This window comes from Vitiosangium sp. GDMCC 1.1324 (assembly GCF_003044305.1).
GTDB lineage: Bacteria > Myxococcota > Myxococcia > Myxococcales > Myxococcaceae > Archangium.
Window position 1 is genome coordinate 21,511 of sequence record NZ_PZOX01000024.1, and the last position, 17,352, is coordinate 38,862.

Annotated in this window: 19 protein-coding genes; 8 read left to right on the plus strand and 11 right to left on the minus strand. The window is 68.8% G+C overall.

Features of this window, described 5'->3' with window-relative positions:
* Window positions 1-105: 105 nt before the first annotated feature.
* Complete coding sequence (locus tag DAT35_RS45905; RefSeq protein WP_108075687.1) at window positions 106-582, plus strand: GNAT family N-acetyltransferase; 477 nt, start codon at window positions 106-108, stop codon at window positions 580-582.
* A 32-nt stretch (window positions 583-614) separates the two neighbouring features.
* Window positions 615-1,208, plus strand: coding sequence for a DJ-1/PfpI family protein (locus DAT35_RS45910; protein WP_108075688.1), 594 nt, complete (start codon window positions 615-617; stop codon window positions 1,206-1,208).
* An 8-nt stretch (window positions 1,209-1,216) separates the two neighbouring features.
* On the opposite strand, the gene DAT35_RS45915 is transcribed toward DAT35_RS45910, so the two are convergent.
* Together DAT35_RS45915 and DAT35_RS45920 are read right to left on the minus strand one after the other, a co-directional pair.
* A complete protein-coding gene (locus DAT35_RS45915; protein WP_108075689.1) occupies window positions 1,217-1,981 on the minus strand; it encodes a MerR family transcriptional regulator in 765 nt (254 codons plus the stop codon).
* A 186-nt stretch (window positions 1,982-2,167) separates the two neighbouring features.
* Window positions 2,168-2,479, minus strand: coding sequence for a hypothetical protein (locus DAT35_RS45920; protein ID WP_108075690.1), 312 nt, complete (start codon window positions 2,477-2,479; stop codon window positions 2,168-2,170).
* A 196-nt stretch (window positions 2,480-2,675) separates the two neighbouring features.
* On the opposite strand from DAT35_RS45920, the gene DAT35_RS45925 reads away from it, so the two are divergent.
* Window positions 2,676-4,028 (plus strand): RtcB family protein, encoded by a 1,353-nt coding sequence (locus tag DAT35_RS45925; protein WP_108075691.1) that lies wholly within the window; start codon window positions 2,676-2,678, stop codon window positions 4,026-4,028.
* Between the two features lie 54 nt (window positions 4,029-4,082).
* Here the strand turns inward: DAT35_RS45925 and DAT35_RS45930 are convergent, their stop codons facing one another.
* The gene (locus DAT35_RS45930) at window positions 4,083-4,442 is read right to left on the minus strand and encodes a hypothetical protein (protein WP_146210146.1); all 360 of its coding nucleotides are present in this window, start codon (window positions 4,440-4,442) and stop codon (window positions 4,083-4,085) included.
* Between the two features lie 477 nt (window positions 4,443-4,919).
* On the opposite strand from DAT35_RS45930, the gene DAT35_RS45935 reads away from it, so the two are divergent.
* Window positions 4,920-5,819 (plus strand): TIGR02266 family protein, encoded by a 900-nt coding sequence (locus DAT35_RS45935; protein WP_108075693.1) that lies wholly within the window; start codon window positions 4,920-4,922, stop codon window positions 5,817-5,819.
* A 67-nt stretch (window positions 5,820-5,886) separates the two neighbouring features.
* Here the strand turns inward: DAT35_RS45935 and DAT35_RS45940 are convergent, their stop codons facing one another.
* The 6 genes from DAT35_RS45940 to DAT35_RS45965 all read right to left on the minus strand — a co-directional run bounded on the left by DAT35_RS45940 (window position 5,887) and on the right by DAT35_RS45965 (window position 10,977).
* On the minus strand, window positions 5,887-7,281 hold the full coding sequence (locus tag DAT35_RS45940) for an FG-GAP-like repeat-containing protein (protein WP_158502150.1): 1,395 nt from the start codon (window positions 7,279-7,281) through the stop codon (window positions 5,887-5,889).
* Between the two features lie 291 nt (window positions 7,282-7,572).
* The gene (locus tag DAT35_RS45945; RefSeq protein ID WP_158502151.1) at window positions 7,573-8,121 is read right to left on the minus strand and encodes a Uma2 family endonuclease; all 549 of its coding nucleotides are present in this window, start codon (window positions 8,119-8,121) and stop codon (window positions 7,573-7,575) included.
* Window positions 8,122-8,208: 87 nt separating this feature from the next.
* Window positions 8,209-8,736 (minus strand): hypothetical protein, encoded by a 528-nt coding sequence (locus DAT35_RS45950; protein ID WP_146210147.1) that lies wholly within the window; start codon window positions 8,734-8,736, stop codon window positions 8,209-8,211.
* The gene (locus DAT35_RS45955; RefSeq protein ID WP_146210148.1) at window positions 8,733-9,743 is read right to left on the minus strand and encodes a M28 family peptidase; all 1,011 of its coding nucleotides are present in this window, start codon (window positions 9,741-9,743) and stop codon (window positions 8,733-8,735) included. The genes DAT35_RS45950 and DAT35_RS45955 overlap by 4 nt, the downstream gene beginning before the upstream one ends.
* Entirely contained in the window at window positions 9,740-10,276 is a 537-nt protein-coding gene (locus tag DAT35_RS45960; RefSeq protein ID WP_108075698.1) for a hypothetical protein, read from the minus strand. Before DAT35_RS45960 ends, DAT35_RS45955 begins: the two co-directional genes overlap by 4 nt.
* Before the next feature lie 44 nt (window positions 10,277-10,320).
* Entirely contained in the window at window positions 10,321-10,977 is a 657-nt protein-coding gene (locus DAT35_RS45965) for a site-2 protease family protein (protein WP_108075699.1), read from the minus strand.
* 184 nt (window positions 10,978-11,161) lie between these two features.
* On the opposite strand from DAT35_RS45965, the gene DAT35_RS45970 reads away from it, so the two are divergent.
* The 3 genes from DAT35_RS45970 (at window position 11,162) to DAT35_RS45980 (ending at window position 13,750) form a co-directional block, all read left to right on the plus strand.
* Window positions 11,162-12,076: an MBL fold metallo-hydrolase gene (locus DAT35_RS45970; protein ID WP_108075700.1), complete on the plus strand. Its 915-nt coding sequence runs from the start codon at window positions 11,162-11,164 to the stop codon at window positions 12,074-12,076.
* A gap of 64 nt (window positions 12,077-12,140) precedes the next feature.
* Window positions 12,141-13,094, plus strand: a complete 954-nt coding sequence (locus tag DAT35_RS45975) for an AAA family ATPase (protein WP_108075701.1) — start codon at window positions 12,141-12,143, stop codon at window positions 13,092-13,094.
* A gap of 2 nt (window positions 13,095-13,096) precedes the next feature.
* A complete protein-coding gene (locus DAT35_RS45980) occupies window positions 13,097-13,750 on the plus strand; it encodes a DUF4276 family protein (protein WP_108075702.1) in 654 nt (217 codons plus the stop codon).
* Here the strand turns inward: DAT35_RS45980 and DAT35_RS45985 are convergent.
* Entirely contained in the window at window positions 13,745-14,491 is a 747-nt protein-coding gene (locus DAT35_RS45985) for a hypothetical protein (RefSeq protein WP_108075703.1), read from the minus strand. The two genes, DAT35_RS45980 and DAT35_RS45985, sit on opposite strands and share 6 nt — an antisense overlap.
* A gap of 56 nt (window positions 14,492-14,547) precedes the next feature.
* The gene (locus DAT35_RS62230; RefSeq protein ID WP_108075704.1) at window positions 14,548-16,818 is read right to left on the minus strand and encodes an ATP-binding protein; all 2,271 of its coding nucleotides are present in this window, start codon (window positions 16,816-16,818) and stop codon (window positions 14,548-14,550) included.
* Between the two features lie 266 nt (window positions 16,819-17,084).
* Between DAT35_RS62230 and DAT35_RS59495 the strand changes: the two genes are divergently transcribed.
* Complete coding sequence (locus tag DAT35_RS59495; RefSeq protein ID WP_158502152.1) at window positions 17,085-17,255, plus strand: hypothetical protein; 171 nt, start codon at window positions 17,085-17,087, stop codon at window positions 17,253-17,255.
* Window positions 17,256-17,352: the final 97 nt, after the last annotated feature.

The window sequence follows — 17,352 nt, forward strand, 5'->3', positions numbered from 1 at the left end:
CGGTTGGTAATGTCCGCGCGGCCCCTCACTCTCTCGGAAGGCGGAACAGCGTGAGGGTTGACGCATCGCATCCGTTCCGCTCGCAAGTCCCCAGGAGATACAGACATGCCCCCTGCCGGCTGGCGGCTGCGCCAGGCAAGCCCCGAGGATGTGGAAGCCCTCCTTCGACTGCGACTCGCCCTCTTCCAGGAGCTCGAGCCACAGAAGACCCGGGAAGGCGGCGACGCCCTCGTGAGCGTCACCCGCCGCTTCCTCCAGGATTCACTGCCCACGGGCCGCTTCGTCGCCTGGCTCGTGGAGACGGACGCGGGCGAGGCCGTGGCCTGCAGCGGCCTGTCCCCCTTCGACCGGCCGCCCTCGCCCGGCGCCCTGGAGGCCCGCGAGGGCTACATCCTCAACATGTACACCGCGCCCGCCTGGCGGGGCCGGGGCCTGGCGCGAGCCATGATGGAAGCCCTGCTCGCGCACGCGCGTGCCACCGGCTACCGAAAGCTGTGGCTGCACACGTCACCGGACGGCCGCGCGCTCTACGAGTCGCTGGGCTTCGAGCCCAACCCCATCGCGCTCGAGTGGCACCCGTGAGTGCGTCCGCGCGCCCAAAAGGAGAGACCGTCATGACGCGGATTGGAATCGTGCTGTTCGATGGCGCCGAGGAGCTCGACTTCGTGGGCCCGTGGGAGGTGTTCACCATGACGGCCAAGGAGGAGGGCACGAACCTGGAAGTCTTCACCGTGTCGCGAGAGGGCACGGAGGTGCGCTGCGCCAAGGGGCTGCGGGTGATTCCGGACCACTCCTTCGCCAGCGCGCCCCGGATGAACGTGCTGCTCGTGCCGGGAGGCGAGGGGCGCAAGCGGGAGATGCATGACGAGCGGATGCTCGGGTGGCTGCGCGAGCGGAGTGCCGAGGCCTCCTGGCTCACGAGCGTCTGCACGGGAGCGTTCCTGCTGCAGGGCGCGGGGCTGTGCGCCGGACGGCGCGTGACGACGCACTGGAGGGCCATCGAGGAGCTCCGCGCCCGCGGGGACGTCACCGTCCTGGAGGAGGTGCGCTATGTCCGGGATGGGAACGTCGTGACGGCGGCCGGAGTATCCGCGGGCATCGACATGGCCCTGTGGCTGGTGGGCCAGCTCTGGACCCCTGCACTCGCACGCCACGTGCAGCGCCGGATGCAGTACGACCCGGCGCCGCCCTACTCCGCGGAGGTGTGAGCCTTCGGCTACGAGCGGGACGCGCGCTCCGCGTTGGCCCGGAACGCGTCCCGGGTGTACTCCGCCAGCCCCGGCCTCACCCGGTCGATGTTCGCCGTGAATCGCGGGTCATTCACGTAGAGCTCTCCCAGTCCCCGGTGCATCTCATGCGAGCACGGGTAGAACCACCGGGAGATGTAGCCACGATGGCGCTCGGCCAGCTCCATCACTCCGGGCTCCGTCGGAGCACGCCCGGCCTCGAGCTGCGCCGCCAGCTCCCTCGTGAGCTCCTCGCCCTCCGCCTTGATCTTCTCCCAGTCCTTCTTCGTGTAGCGCGCGGCCCTCCGGGCCGACTCCTTGTAGGCCTCGGTGTTGCCCCAGCGCTCGCGCGCCTCGTCCTCGTACTTCGAGGGATCGAAGTCTCCGAACACCTCGAACATCTCTTCCTTCGTCATGACCGTTCCCTTCTCGAGCGACTCGAGCGCCGCATCCACGGACTTCAAGAGCGCGTGGACGCGGGTGGCTCGTTCCGTGAGGAGCTGCCGCTGCATCAGCAGCGCAGCCCGGAGGTCGAAGGCCGGATCCCCGACGATGCGGATGATCTCCTCCAGCGCAAAGCCGAGCTCCTTGAAGAAGAGCACCTGCTGCAACCGCTGGAGATCCGACTGCGCGTAGAGCCGGTAACCCGCCTCGCTCCGCCCGGAAGGCCGGAGCAGGCCGATCTCGTCGTAGTGGTGCAGCGTCCGCACGCTGACGCCCGCCAGCCGGGCAACCTGGCTCACTGTCAGGGACATCGTCCTCACCTCCACGCGAAGGAATAGGGCCTCACGTTGCGTGAGGGTCAACCCCTCTTATTCCGGGGGCCTGCCGGGCGGAACAACGCCCGGGTGGCTCGGCCCCAACACCGAGAGGGATGAACGTGGAGGAGTGAAACCCGGGCGCGGCCTCCTGTTCCCAGGGACCGCGCCAGGCGTGGGACTTCAGAGGGTCGCGGAGTCCTGCTGCGCCTGCTCGGTGGACTCGGAGTCCGGCTCAACGGAGAAGAACTGCTCGACGAACTGCTCCGCGCGCGAGGCGTCCTTCCCGGAGGACTCGTTCACCTGGGCCACCGACTCACAATGGTCGGTCCTGCGCTTGGGGTGGCAGTGGCGGACACCGTAGACATGGTGGCAGCCACACGCGTCCACGCGCTTCTTGCTACACGTGGCGGGGTTGAACACCGGTGCCGTCTTCACCTCGACGGGACCCGTGTTCACGGTCACAGCCACCAGCAGTGCTCCGAGAATCCCCATCTCCCTACCCCCTTGAAGCTCCGGGAAAGGAATGGGAATTCTTCAGTGAAGGGGCAACTGCGGGTGACCAGAGGGCAACATCCTCCACACGGTGGCCGTTGACCGGTCGCAGGCCCGTCCGCCCACTCTGTTCGTCAGCATCCAAAGGACGCTTCCGTCGCTGCCAGCGGTTGAACTACCCCCAGGGGAAATGGCCATGAGTTGGACGCAAAGGTTGGAGAAGGTCGCGGAGGGTCACTACGTCCTGCCGAAGACCAAGACGATGAAGGTGGACGCCCACCTGTTCCTCTCGGACAAGCTGCTGTGGGGCGAGGGTCCCGAGCTGCCAGGACTCGAGGAGGGGGTGTTCGACCAGGTGGTCAACGCGGCCTCCTTCCCCGGCGTGACGCGGGTGGCGGTGACGCCGGACTGCCATGTGGGCTACGGCGTCCCCATTGGCACGGTGGTGGAGACGGACGGAATCCTGCTCCCCACGGCGGCCGGCTACGACATCGGCTGCGGCATGGTCCAGCTCCAGACGACGCTCACCGCCGAGGACGTGGCCGACAAGGCCAAGCGCCGCCAGTGGATTGAGGAAGTGACGAAGCGCATCGCCGTGGGCGTGGGGGCCTCGCGGGTGCAGAAGCAGCGGCGCATCGACACGCGCACGTTCGCCGAGGTGGTGCGTCATGGAGCCAAGGCGCTCGGCCGCAGCGCGTCCACCACGGAGCGCGACTTCATCCCGGTGGAGGACGACCGGGTGGACATCCCCGAGCGGGCCTATGAGAAGAGGGATCAGCTGGGGAGCCTCGGAGGAGGCAACCACTTCACCGAGATGCAGGTGGACGAGAACGGCCGCGTGTGGGTGATGCTGCACACGGGGAGCCGCGGCTTCGGGTGGAACATCGCGAAGCACTACTTCGTCGAGGGCGCGGCGGCGCTCGGGCTGGGCAAGCGCAGCGAGGACTTCATCTGGCTGGACGCGGAGAGCCGGCTCGGCCGCGAGTACTGGAACCTGCACAACATGGCGGCCAACTTCGCGGTGGCCAACCGGCTCCTCATCGGCGAGGCGGTGTGCGCGGCGCTCGAGGAGGTGTTCGGCGGGACGGCGGACATCTACTACGAGATTTCCCACAACCTCATCCAGAAGGAGTCGGGGAAGTTCGTGGCACGCAAGGGCGCGACGCGCGCGTTCCCGGCCGGCCACCCGGCGCTGCGCAAGACGCAGTGGGAGAAGACGGGGCACCCCATCCTGATTCCGGGCTCCATGGAGACAGGCAGCGCCATCCTGTTCGCGGAGGAGGGTGCCGAGCAGTCCATCTACTCGGTGAACCACGGCGCGGGCCGGCGGCTGTCGCGAGGCGAGGCACGCCGGGTGCTCGACCAGTCCGAGACGGACCGGCGCATGACGGAAGCGGGCATCCTGCTCAACACGCGCACGACGCCGCTGGACGAGTCGGGGCCCTGCTACAAGAACCTCGACGATGTGTTGGAGACGGTGGAGATGGCGGGCCTGGCGAAGGTGGCCAGGCGTCTCAAGCCGATCGCCTGCATCAAGGGCGCGGACTGAGCCCCTCCTGATGTTCCGCCCGCTCCCCCGCGCCACGGGAGCGGGCCCGGCTGCTCACATCGTGGCGTGGCCCTCCTCCTGATGGTGGATTCCCAGCCGCTCGAGCGCCGGCGCCACATACATCCTGAAGAGGTTCTCGTCGGGCACCTGCCAGCCGGGCCTCCCTTCTCCTCCGCAGTTGGGGCAATGGGGCGCGCCGAAGCAGGCACACGCACCACACGCGGCGGCGAACTCGGCATCCAGCCGCCTGCGCGCCAACCGGCGCCGCTCACCGCGCAACCGGCCGTGAACTGCATGCTCCGTTCCCTCGGAGGCACTTCTCTGGGTCAGCAACTGAAGCACCTGCTGGAGCCGCGAATCCTCGGCCCCGGCCAACTTCTCAAGCACTGCGGCGAACTGACGAGCGTCCATCATTCCTCCCTGGTGGAGTGAACTGCCCCGGTTCTGCGCGTCCATGCATTGCCCCCGCTTCATGAGGTGACAGCGATACAGCCCCTGACCGTGTCACCCCACGTGCACATCATAAGTGCGCTGTGTGAAAAGCCATAACTCCACCTCTCACGAATGTGACGTGTCGCGTGTGAATAGTCATCACAACCAGACAAATTCGCCGAAGCTGGAAAACAAATCCGCACGGCTTTCATTTTTTTCATCACACCCCATGTTGAGAAATGGAGTTTGCGGGGCCGTCACCCGCGCCGGAGCAGCATGCGCGCACCGCACCGCGAAGGCCCGCTGATCCTCCGGAAGCGGCCGGCGCCAGGAGCCACGCGCCCCCCGAACGCTGTGCCTCCGAGGGGTTACGCGCGGAGGGGACCGTCCGGACGGGCGGGGGAGAGGGGTCTCCCCACTCGTCGCCCCCCGGGGAGCGCGCTAGAGTGGGCGGCCGAGATGAACGCGCCGTCCCCCGCCCCGTCCCACCCGCCCCCCCGTGAGTCCGAGCTCGCACGAGCCGAGGCCGAGCAGGCCAGTCAGGAAGCCCGGCTCGCGGAGCAACTCAATCGAGCGGCCACGGAGGCCGAGTCCCTCTCCCGCCGGCTCACGGAGCTGCGGCAGCAGGTGTCGCGGGTGCCCGCCGAGCGCCAGACGGACGAGCATGTCCGTGGGGCGAGCGCCCGGCTCGAGTCGGCCTCGGTGCACACTGGCTCCACGGAGGACGCCCGGGAGCGGGGGCTGGCGGCACGCCACGAGGCGCTGGAGGCCCGGCGCCGGGCTTCCCAGGAGGCCCAGGCGGCCCTGCAGTCCCTGCAGCTGCTCAACACGCGGGCACAGCAGGACCTGGGCGAGGCGGAAGCGGGGCTGAAGCGCTCGGCGGAGGCAGCGGCCCGGGCACAGCGCGAGCGCGAGGCGGCGGCGAAGGCGGCCCAGGCAGCGCAGGCGCGTCAGACGGCCCCGGCGCACCGGAAGGCCCCGGCGCAGGAAAACCTCACCATTCCCGAGCCGCGTCCGTTGGGGGCCCGCTCGTCGCGCGTGCGCATGCAGACGGCCATCGACATGCGCAGCGACTCGAACTTCTTCACCGGTTTCGCCACGAACATCAGCGAAGGCGGCATCTTCGTGGCGACGGTGCAGTCGGTGCCGCGCGGAACGACGGTGGACCTGGACTTCACGCTGCCGGGTGGCCGGCCCATGAAGGTGAGCGGGGTGGTGCGCTGGACGCGCGAGGTGAACGACAAGACGCCCGAGCTGATGCCCGGCCTGGGCGTGCAGTTCAGCAACCTGCCCCCCGAGGTGGTCTCCGCCATCTCGGACTTCGTGGCCACGCGCGAGCCGATGTTCTTCCCGGACTGAGCGCGCCTCGCGTCCCTTCTTCCGAGGCGCGCTCCCCCCGTGGCCTCAGACCATTACCGCGGAGACCTCACGGATACTGGTAGGCAATCCACTTGTCGCCGTCGTTCCGGTCATGGCACAGGAAGTCGTCGGTCCCGTTGCCGTCAAAGTCTCCAGTGCCAAGGAACTCGGTGCCAGCTTGAGTGCACCAGTTCGGCGCCCACTCACGGCTCGTGCCGAGGAAGCCCCCGTTGGCATCCGCGAACGCCACCTGGACGTGGCCACTGGCCAGGTTCCGGCAGAGCATGTCCGTGCGCCCATCCCCGTTGAAGTCTCCCAGGCTGAAGACATCGCCGGACTGGTAGCACCAACCCTCGGTGCTCTGCCTGGTGGGGCCGGTGAACTGGCCGGAGGTATTGGCGTAGGCGATCGAATTCGCACCCGTGGATGAATTGTGGCAGAGCAGATCCGTACGCCCATCCCTGTTGAAGTCTCCCAGGTGGAGGCGGTCATTGGCGCCCAGGCACCAGTCCAGCCGACGCTCCCAGCTCGTGCCGGGGAACTGCCCGGAGGCATTGGCGTACGCGAGCCAATGCGTCCCGGTGGCCCTGTTGTGGCAGTGCATGTCCGCGCGGCCGTCGCCGTTGAAGTCAGCCGTGCTGAAGGTGTCGTCCGGCTGGCGGCACCAGCCCATCGCGCTCTGCCAGTTGGTACCGGTGAAGCTGCCCGCGCTGTTCGCGTAGGCGATGGCCTTGGAGCCAGTCGAAACGTTGTGGCAGAGCATGTCCGTGCGGCCGTCGCCGTTGAAGTCACCCATGGTGAGTTGGGAGCCCGTGGTGTTGCACCAGTTCAAGTGCTTCTCCCAGCCCGTCCCCGTGAACCGCCCCGTACTGCTGGCATACGCAATCCAGACGTAGCCGCTCACCGGGTTGTTGCAGAGCATGTCGGAGCGGCCGTCACCGTTGAAGTCACCCGTCCGGAACCGGTCGCCCGACTGATAACACCACTTCATCGCGGACGCCCAGCGGCGGTTACAGCTGCTCTCGAAGGCCATGCAGAACACCTCCTGAATGGCATTGAGGTCGTCGGGCTGGAGGGCGCTGGGGATGCCGCCGCTCCCACACATGACGGAGTTGGGTTGACCGGGGTCACACGCCCCCCCCTCGACAGACGTGTCGCCAATTCCAAACACATGGCCGAATTCGTGGAGGACGACCGGAAAATCATCCCCCGCGAACAGGCTGACCGAGCCAGAACCCGTGTGCGCGCTGCCCGTGCTCGAGGACCAGTCCACCGTGACGTGCGGGTCGGTACAACTGAAGGTGATGTCGCTCTGCGTGAGGAGCGCCACCGTCGAGGCCGGGCGAGCTCCGTCAACCCAGGCGATGATCGCATCTCGAATCGTGGTCTCGAAGGAAGGCCGCGTCGCCTCGTCGACGCCGCTGCCCGAGAGGCACACGCGGATGGCGCTTCCCTGCCTCACCTGGGTGATGAGAAGATTTTCCGCGCCCCGCCAGACTTCAAAGGCATCCGAACGAGAAGTGACGCCGTCCTCCTCCGGCGGTGCGGTGCCGCAGCCAGCCGTGAGCGTTGCGAATAGAACCGAAGCACCCAGAAACATAGACCGATACATTCCATCCCCTCTGGTGAGCTGTATGCGTTTCACTCGGAGGCGACGGCACGTCCACCCCCCCGAGGTGTCCCGCGCGAGCATCGGTAGCAAGAGAGGTGTGACCAGGGTGTGACAGGATGGCTCGGTGACCGGGCACTTCGTTCAGGCGAACAGATCCGCCACGGACAGGGCCAGCCCGGGCAGCACCGCGGAGGAGAGCGTCTCCCCTCCTCCGAGCGTGCGCAGGGCACGGTAGCGGCCCGCGTCCGCATCGGGGTCGGAGTACACCTCGACGGCGCGGCCAGTCACGTCCACCACCCAGTACTCGGGCACCCGGGCCCGCGCGTAGATGCGGCCCTTGAGCAACCGGTCCCTGCGCAACGAGTCGTCGGCCACCTCCACCACGAGCAACGCGAAGCGGGGGTGCACCTGGGCCGTCTCCTCCTCGTGACGGGTGACGACGGCCAGATCCGGCTCCGGCTCACTGTCGTCGCCGAGCGAGAGCGGGAGCTGCGGACGGATGCTGTAGGTATCCCCCAGCGCGCGGGTCATGAAACGGTTGAGCCGGGAGATCACCAGCGCATGAGGTCGGCCCTGCGGCGTCGTCTCGACGATGACCCCCTCCAGCAACTCCACGCGCTCATCCTCGCCGAGCACTCCGACATCAATGAGCCGGTGGTACTCGTCCAGACGGAAGCGGCGCGGAGCCACCAGCCCGCTCTCGAGAATGTCCGGGGGTGGGCCGAGCCTCCCTGCTTCTTCAAGGGAGTGCCGCCCGTGCTCGGCCGTCTACCCCACTCACAGCACCACGCCCACCTCGAGCAGTGTGAGCCCGTAGAGCAGTCCGAGCCCCGGCCGATCCGTGCCCACCCCCACGCCGAGCTCGAATACCGACACCTGTGCGCGCCCCAACGTGAAGCGCGCGGGCGCCAGCGTCAGCCCGAGTCCCACGGAGGGCCCCGCGACGGGCGCGGGATGCTCGGGGGTGAGGAAGTCCATCCGGTCCCCGAAGAGCCCCGTGAGGCTCACCAGCGCCGCGGGCGCCCACCACCCCTGGCGCTGCACTCCCGCTCCAACCCTCACCGCGAGCGCCGAGCCCAGGCCCGTGAGTCCACTCGCGTCCACCTGCAGCAGCCACCGCCCATCCACCGTGTCCCGTAGCCCGAAGCCGCCTCCCACTCCCCCGTGCGTTCGCGCCGGCGACAGGTACACCGTCGCCCCCGAGCGCGCGTACAGCGAGAGTTGGTGCCTCGGAGGCATCGTCTCCTCGGCCGGCGCCGGAGAGGCGGCCAGCGTGGAGAGCATGAGAAGCGTCGTCGGCGTCATGGCTGGGGACCCCCCGCCCAGTAGGAGAGCCCGGCGGCGGACAGCCGCGTCACGTCGGTGAGGAAGTCCGCGTCGAGCGTGGAGGGCACGTCGGTGTCGTGGTGGTAGTTCGGATTGCGGAAGTTGGCCGTGTCGGTGAGGAAGAGCGCGCTCTGCCCCGCCAGCCAGAAGGGGGCATGATCGCTGCGCATCAGGTTGCCCGAGGCCGGGCCAGAGCCATCGTTCGGCATCACCACGCCTCGCACGAGCCCGTCCTTCAACCGCGAGCCCAGCGTATACAGCTCCTCAAGGCTCGCGCGTGACTGCTCGTTGGCGATGGCCGCGATGAAGTCCCCCGTCGTGGGCACGGGAAAGCCGGGCAGGCCCTGCTGGGCACCAGGAGTCGCGTCCCGGTAGCCGATGCAGTCGAAGACGATGGAGGCGACAATCCGCTCCCCCGGGTGCGTCTGCACGTAGCGCGTGCTCCCCACCAGCCCGAGTTCCTCCAGGTCGAAGCCCACGAAGCGCACCGTGCGTGCGAAGCGCTTGCCCGAGGCCAGCCTCGCCATCTCCAGCATCGCCGCCACGCCCGAGCTGTTGTCGTCCGCTCCCGAGAAGAAGGCGTCGTAGTGCGCGCCAATCACCACCACCTCGTCGGGGTGCTCGGTGCCGCGCAGCTCGGCGATGACGTTGCTCGTGGGGAAGCGCGCGTCCTCGGTGTCGTGCGTGGTGACGCTGTACCCGAGCGACTCGAAACGCTCGCGCACCAGCCTCCGGGACAGCTCGCGCGTGAGGTTGCACACGGGCCGGCGGTTCGTGTCGATGTCCGAGGTCTCGAAGAGGCTACAGTCGAGCGGCGTGTCCTCGCGGTGGGCCGCCACCAGCGCGTCCACGTTCGATATCAGCCGCGACTTCTCCACGCCCGCGGCGAAGTCCCCGGCTCGCGACACGGCAGCCGCGTCCATCGCGGGCCTCGAGACACAGGAGCCCACGGCGAGGCCCAGGAGGGCAGCGAACAGTCGTCTCACAGCGTCACCCCCACATGGACGAGCCCGAGCTGCAGGCGCAGGGTGGCTCCGGGTTGGTTGAGCGAGGTGCCCCACTGGAGCTCGAGCGCGCTCACGGTGAAGCGGTCGAAGACGAAGCGCAGGGGCTCGGCATGCACGGCCACGTAGGCGGCACCGAGCTGCTCGGCCTGCTGGCGCGAGAGGTCATCCGGAAAGCCCCCCTTCGGCGGGAGGATGATGGGCACGCCGCTGAGGCCCAGCTCGGGGCCCACCGCGGGCTGCCAGACCCCCAGGTGCGTGGAGAGCAGCGCCCGAGCGTAGACCTCGAGCGGCAGGTTGCCCCGGCCCGCGGGGAGCCAGCGCACGCCACCGCCCAGGCGCCACGAGCCAAGCTCATGTGCATAGGCGGCCTCGAGGCCGAGCCGGGGAGAGGTGACGTTGTAGACGCCGCCGTTGGTGAGAAGGAGGGCGGTGGCGCCGAGGGACACATCATGTCCGGAGGCGGCCGCGGCTCCCGGCAGGAGCACGGCGGCGAGGAGGAACCAGGGACGCATGGGTGGGGCACTCTATCCCGCGGTGCCCCGCCGGAGCGAGGAGGCTAGGTGCCGGCCAGGGCGATGCCCGAGATGAGCCGCTCCATGAGCCCGATGAGGTACGCCGTGGGCCCGGCGATGAGCTTGCCGCCGAAGAAGAGGATGCCCAACAGCAGCACGGGCCCGAGCGCGAGGAACCGCTGCCAGGAGCCGAGCATCCGCTGCGGCAGGAGTCCCTCGAGGACGCGGCTGCCATCGAGCGGAGGCACGGGCAGCAGGTTGAAGAGGGCGAGGGCCACGTTGGTCGCCACCATGATGGCGAGCAGGAAGCGCAGCCCCGGGTTGGCGCTCAGGAAGTCCGGAGCCCAGCGCAGGGTGAGCCCATAGGCGAGCGCACTCACGGCCGCCAGCAGCAGGTTGGAGAGGGGCCCGGCCGCGGCGGTGAGCATCCAGCCGGTGCGCATGGACATGCCCCGCCGGAAGCGCGTGGGATCGATGGGCACGGGGCGGGCCCAGCCAAACGGGATGCCGAGCAGCGGCAGCAGCAGCGTGCCAATCGGGTGGATGTGCGCGAAGGGGTTGAGGGTGAAGCGGCCCATGCGCTCGGCGGTGTCGTCTCCGAGGAGCCTCGCGCTCCAGGCGTGGGCGAACTCGTGGACGGTGAGCGAGAGGACGAGCGGGACGAGCATCAACGCGCGCTCGAGCAGCGGATGGGATTCCATATCGCCGTCTCACGTAAGACAGGAAGAAGGGTCACGCCAGCCAAAGCGGTACGAATTCCAGCCCGGCCGCTCGTCGAGCATCCAGCCAGGCCCGGCACCAAGCCCCCGGACTGCTCCAAGCCCCCGACATCTGGCCCGCCCGCCAGGCACACCCCACCTTTGCGGCAACGAAAGGGAGCAGCGGATGCGCGTGCACCATTTGAACTGCGTGACGATGTGCCCGCCGGGTGGGCGGCTGATGGATGGGAGACGCCGGCCCGGGGGCGTGCCCGCGGCGCTGGTGTGCCACTGCCTGCTGGTGGAGACGAACCGCGAGCTGGTGCTGGTGGACACGGGCTTCGGACTCGAGGACGTGCGCGACCCGAATTCCCGGTTGAGTCCCCTCTTCCTCGAATACCTCTGCCGGCCCCAGCTCAACGAGGAGATGACGGCGCTGCGGCAACTCCAGCGCCTGGGCTTCGACCCCGGGGACGTACGGCATATCCTGCTGACCCACCTGGACTTCGACCACGCGGGAGGGCTGGACGACTTTCCGGCGGCGCGGGTGCATGTGATGGCGCCGGAGGTGGACGCGGCCATGGCGCAGACGACGTGGTTGGATCGCCGGCGCTTCCGCCCGCGGCAGTGGACCACGCAGCCGCACTGGGTGACCTACCCCATGCCGCGAGGGGGCGAGCGCTGGTTCGGCTTCGAGTGTGTGCGCGAGCTCGACGGCCTGCCTCCGGAGTTCCTGTTGGTGCCGCTGGTGGGACACACGCTCGGACACTCGGGCGTGGCGGTGCAGACGCCCGACGGGTGGCTGCTGCACGCGGGAGACGCGTACTTCTACCACCAGGAGATGGACCCGGACCGGCCCCAGTGCACGCCAGGGCTGTGGGCATACCAGGAGCTCATGCAGAAGGACGGGCGGATGCGGAAGCTCAACCAGGAGCGACTGCGCGAGCTGGTGCGCCGTCACGACCGGGATGTGCGCGTCTTCTGCGCGCACGACGCCGTGGAGTTCGAGCGCCTCGAGGAGGACGAGCGCGCCCACGAGCCGCATGCCCTGCGCGGCCTGTCCTCGGTGGAGCCGTTGGTACCGCCCATTCCAACGGTGTGAGGCCCCCGGCACAGGCACCTGAAAGCCCGGAGCCCCACGGCCCCGGGGCTGTTAAGGTGGGCCCGTGATTAGCAAGGTGCACTTCAAGAATTTCCGCTGCCTCCGGGACGTGGAGCTAACACTCGAGCCATTGACGGTGCTCGTGGGGCCCAACTCGTCCGGGAAAACGACGGTGCTGGAAGGATTGCAGTCCTACGGGCGCAACAGCCTGGGACGCTCCGACTTCTGGCAGCAGGACACCTCACTGACCGTCTCTATCGACTGGATTTACGATACCGGTGTTTCGCAGAACCTCCGAGCCAGCAAACATAACGTTGGAGCTGGACCAGCATTCAGGTTCGGTAGTCCCAGCCACGCAAGCACGCATCCGTACCAACCACTTGCCTTCGACCTGGCGGCGCTCCGCCGGGAAAATACCCTGGCTCTCGCACAAAGACTCACGCGAAGCGGAGACAATCTCACCAACGTCTTCGCCTCCCTCACACGCCAGCAGCAGGCCAGCGTCGCCAAGGAACTGTGCCGACTCGTCCCGATGTTCAGCGACGTAGACCTCCAGCCCACTGAGCAGGGACAACACCGCCTTCGTTTCCAGGATCGCTGGAACCCGGATCTCTGGCTCGCACCCGGCCAAGTCTCCGACGGCACGATGCTGCTGCTGGCCTTCATCGTGCTCCAGCACCAGAACCCCCAGGTGGAGCTCATCACCATCGAAGAGCCCGAACGGGCCCTGCATCCCTATCTCCTCGATGAACTCATCCAGATGCTGCGCAAGATGACCACCGGAGAGATTGGCAAGAAGCCCATCCAAGTCGTGCTCGCTACCCATTCCGCCGAGCTGCTCGACTACGTACGTCCCGAGGAAGTCCGATTCCTCACCCGCTCGCAAGAGGATGGCTCCGTCCAGGTGAATCAAGCCCCCACCGATACGACCAACTGGCGGCGTGTCTACGAGGAGTACAACCAATCCCTCGGAAGCATCTGGCTCTCCGGCGGCATGGGCGGCGTCCCCGGGGCCTGAGCATGTTCCGCGTCGTCGTCTATGCCGAAGGTCCCGGCGAACTCACCGGCCGGGACACGAGCCGCCAGCGAGCCCCGGGTACTCCCCTCACCGAGAACGAACTGGGCTCAGCACACCTGCTCGTTCGCCGCTGTCTCGAGCGCGCCCGGAGCCTCGCTCCAGAGCTCATCCAATTCGAGGAGCCGTTGCGCTCTCGCGGCAAGCTCGCACGTGGAAGCATGCTCCACAGCCGCACCACCCTGCGTCCCCTCCTCTTCTGGGCCGACGAGGACCTGCGGCCGGATCTGGCCATCGTGCTCGTCGACGCGGATGGCAAGGAGGACCGTCAGGCGGAACTCGACTCGACGCTTCAGGACCTCACGGTCGAAGCAGTCGCCTCCGTGGCCATCCAGGAATTCGAGGCGTGGCTCATCGCGGACCCCCAGGCGGTCAAAGCCGTCATCCGCAAGCCGCTCTCGCCGCCCAAACCCCCCGAGCGCCTCGGGAGGCGCCAGGCCAAGGAATTCCTGCAGCAGTGGTCCGACGAGCACGCCAGCAAGCAGGACCCCGCGGAGATCCGTCGACAGCTCGTGCAGGAGTGCGATCTCGACACCCTCGCTCGCGTATGCCCCGCCTTCGCCGAGTTCCTTCGCAGACTCGGCTCCGCTCGCCTATAGCTGGATGTTCTCGTGCTTCACCAGCGCGGTGAGCGCCTCCTCCATCACCGCGCGCGCCGCCGCCGTGTACCGGTAGAGCAGCGCGTGCAGCTGCCGGTCCGCCTCGTTCCGGCTCTCACACTGCTTCGAGTACTCCTCGAAGGCCTGCAGGCTGCTGACGATCTGCGACAGGTGGTTGGGGCACTCGCACTGCACCGCGCTGGCAACCTCCAGCAGCACCCCCAACTGCTCCGCCGAGTAGCGCGGGGGCTTCGGCGTGGCCGGCACCGTCACCGTGGACACCGCTCCGGGCGCGCCCAACTGGAGCGTCGGTGCCCCCGCCGAGGCCATCGGGGCCCCCGCTCCCGGAGCCGGCACCCTCTTCACCTGCTGCGGCTGCAGCATGTCGTCCATCACCGCCAGGTGCACGTGCGCCCTCAGCAGCGACAGCGAGATGGGCCCCTGCAGCAGCCGCACCTTCCCCGCCGGGTACTGCTGCAACACGCCCCGCTTCGCGAAGCGGTACGTCACGATGGCGTGCCTCGCCCCCGAGCCCTCCATCAGCCCCGGCACCCCCCCCGTCTCCACCCCGTTCAACTCCTTGAAGTCCAGGGCCAGCACGTTGGGGCGCCTCGCCGGTACCTCCTGCCGGAAGGACTCCACCGACGACCCCGACCACACCACCTCCACGTCCCGGAGCGCCTGCGGATTCTCCCGGAGCTGCGCCGGAAAGGACTCTCCCAGAAGGGCCAGCTTCACCATGGCTCACCTCGTGAACGCCCTCACGGTCTCATCACCGTCTACCCGGCTCAATCCGACTAATGCACCATTCCCGGATGTTGTGCGCTGGCATCCACTTCCCGACTCGCCGAGGCCAGCGGGAGTTCGACCGTGAACGTCGCGCCCTCCCCTTCCTCGCTCTCCACGCGCACCGTGCCCCCGTGCGCCTCCACGAGCTGCCGCACGATGTAGAGGCCCAGCCCGAACCCCTCCTTCTTCACCCCCTTCGCCGGCGCCTTCTTGAAGCGCTCGAAGATCTGCCGCTGCTGCTCCAGGGGAATGCCCGGCCCGTGGTCGCGCACCACCAGCCGTCCCATTCCATCCGTGCGCTCCACGCGCAGCTCGATGGGCTGGCCCTTGCCGTACTTGAAGGCGTTGGACAGCAGGTTCGTCAGCACCCGCTCCAGCCTCAGCCTGTCCCACCTCCCCACCACCCCCAGCTCCACGTTCAGCACCAGCCGGCTGCCCGCCTCCGCCGCCTGGTCCGAGTGCCTCGCCACTGCGTCGTGCGCCAGCTCCGCCAGGTCCACCTCCCCCACCTCCAGCTCCAGCTTCCCCGAGGACAGCCGCGACAAGTCCAACAGGTTGTGCAGCAGCCGCCCCAGCCGCTGCGTGTAGCGCATCGCCGAGGTGAGCACCTCGCGCAGCTTGTCCGCCTCCGACGGAGGCGTGCGCCGCAGCTTGCCCAGCATCAACTGCAGCGCGTTGAGCGGGTTGCCCAGGTCGTGCGCCGCCACCCCGATGAGCTCCAGCGCCGCCTGGGCCTCGCGCAGCAGCCTCGCGTTCTCCAGCGACAGCGCCATGCGTCCCGCCAGCTCCTCGATGAACACCTGGTCCGTCTGCGTGAAGCGGCGCTCCGGCCTCTGGGCCAACAGCATCATCACCCCCACCACCCGCCCGCCCGCGCGCAGCGGGACGACCAGGTAGGAGACCGTGCCCAGCCGCTCCAGCAGCGACAGGTGCACCTCATCCACCGCCACCTCCCCCAGGAGCTCCGGCGTCACCTCCGTGACGAGCTCGCTCCTGCCCGTGCGGAACACCTCCAGGGTGACCGCGCCCGGCCCGCGCTGGGGGTTGCGGATGAGCTCCCACAGGATGAGCTCCCTCTCCACGGAGGCATGCGCCACCGCTCGCGGCTCCAGCACGCCCGTCGCGCCCACCAGGGCCAGCACACACCCGTCGGCCAGCTCCGGCACCAGCATCCGCGCCAGCTCGACCGCCACCTGGTCCGGATCCCTCGCGGCATGGAAGAGACGCTCCGCCTCGGTGAAGAGGTGCTGCGCGCGCTCCAGGCGCTTGCGCTCGGTGATGTCGCGGGTGAGCACCGCGTACCCCTCGAGCCGGCCCTCCAGGTCGCGCAGCGCCGTGAGCAGGGACTCGGCCCAGAAGCGCGTGCCGTCCTTGCGCAACCGCAAGCCCTCCGACTCCAGACGCCCCTCGCGTGCCGTCCTCTCCAGCTCCCGCTGCGGCAGCCCCTCCGTCATCACCTCCGGCGGATAGAGGAGCGCGCCGGGCCGGCCGATGATCTCCTCCGCCTGCCACCCCTGGATGCGCTCGGCGCCCGGGTTCCAGCTGGCCACCCGGCCCTGGGGATCCAACAGGTAGAGGGCATAGTCCTTCACCCCCTCCACCAGCAGCTGGAAACGCTCCGCGGTGGTGCGGACCTCATGGTGCAGGGGCCACAGCGCCCGGGTGAGCACCCAGGCCAGCACCATCGCCACGAGCAACCCCAACGTCGCCACGGCGAGGATGAGCCAGAGCACGTGGCGCTCGGACATGCGGGCCTGCCGGGCCCCTTCGCTCACCTGGTGCTCGTTGAGCCATACGAGCTCGTCCAGCGCCTTGTTCGTCAGCTTGCGCGCCTCGGTCAACCGCAGGGTGAGCCGCTCCCGTGTGCTCTGATTCGCCCCGTGCGCCCGAGCCTCCTCCAGCTCCCGGTTCACCTGCTCGTGCTCCCGCTCGGCGCGCGCCACCGCGTCCAGCGAGCGCACCTCCTCCTCGCCCACCGCGTGCGAGCGGAGATCCTCCAGCGTGTCCATGAACTGCCGCCGGGCCAGGTCCGCCTCGGCCAGGAAGCCGCTGCCGCCCATCAACTCATGGCCGCGCTGGCTGGCGATCTTCTCGCTGAAGGCCCGGCGCAGCCGCTCCACCTTCGCCAGGTGCCAGACACGGTTGAGGGTGGCGCCCTCGTCGCCGGAGAGGACCGAGCGCAATGCGAGCGCGGTGCTGGCGGCGATGGCCAACGCCACCAACAGCGAGGCGGTGAGCCCCACCGCGATGCGCGTCGCGAACGTCCACGGACGCCTCATCCGCTGCCCTCCCCCCTCCCCACCAGGCCCTTCCACACAAGGTGACGACCAGGCGTGCGTGCAGGAATCGGTGCGCCCGGGCAATGTGCTGTCGGAAACCCGTCGCCCATGGGCCTCGGGGACAGGCGGCGTCCGTTCACCACCGGGCCCCTGGCAGTCGGAGACCCCTTCCCCTGTCAGCCGGGCCACCCCAGGTTGTGCCGCCGGAGACCACTCGCGGGTCGGGTGGAGGGCGGAGGCATGGGCGGGCGGTGGAGCGGGCTCGGGTGGGTGGGCCTCGTCGCGGTGATGGACTGACCAGTGACACCGCGGCCGTGCCCATCCGCTACACACTGCACATCTCCGAGTACGTGCCCGGAGAGTCCGGCCACTGTGCCAATGGCGCCGACGACGACGCGGACGGCAAGGCGGACGAGGCGGACCCCGACTGCCAGTGAGCACGGAAAACAAGACGCCGGGCCTCTCGCGGGAGCACCGGCGCTCGCTCGTGGAGGTGGAAGCTCCTCACCCCGGCCTTCTCTGGGAGAAGGCTGG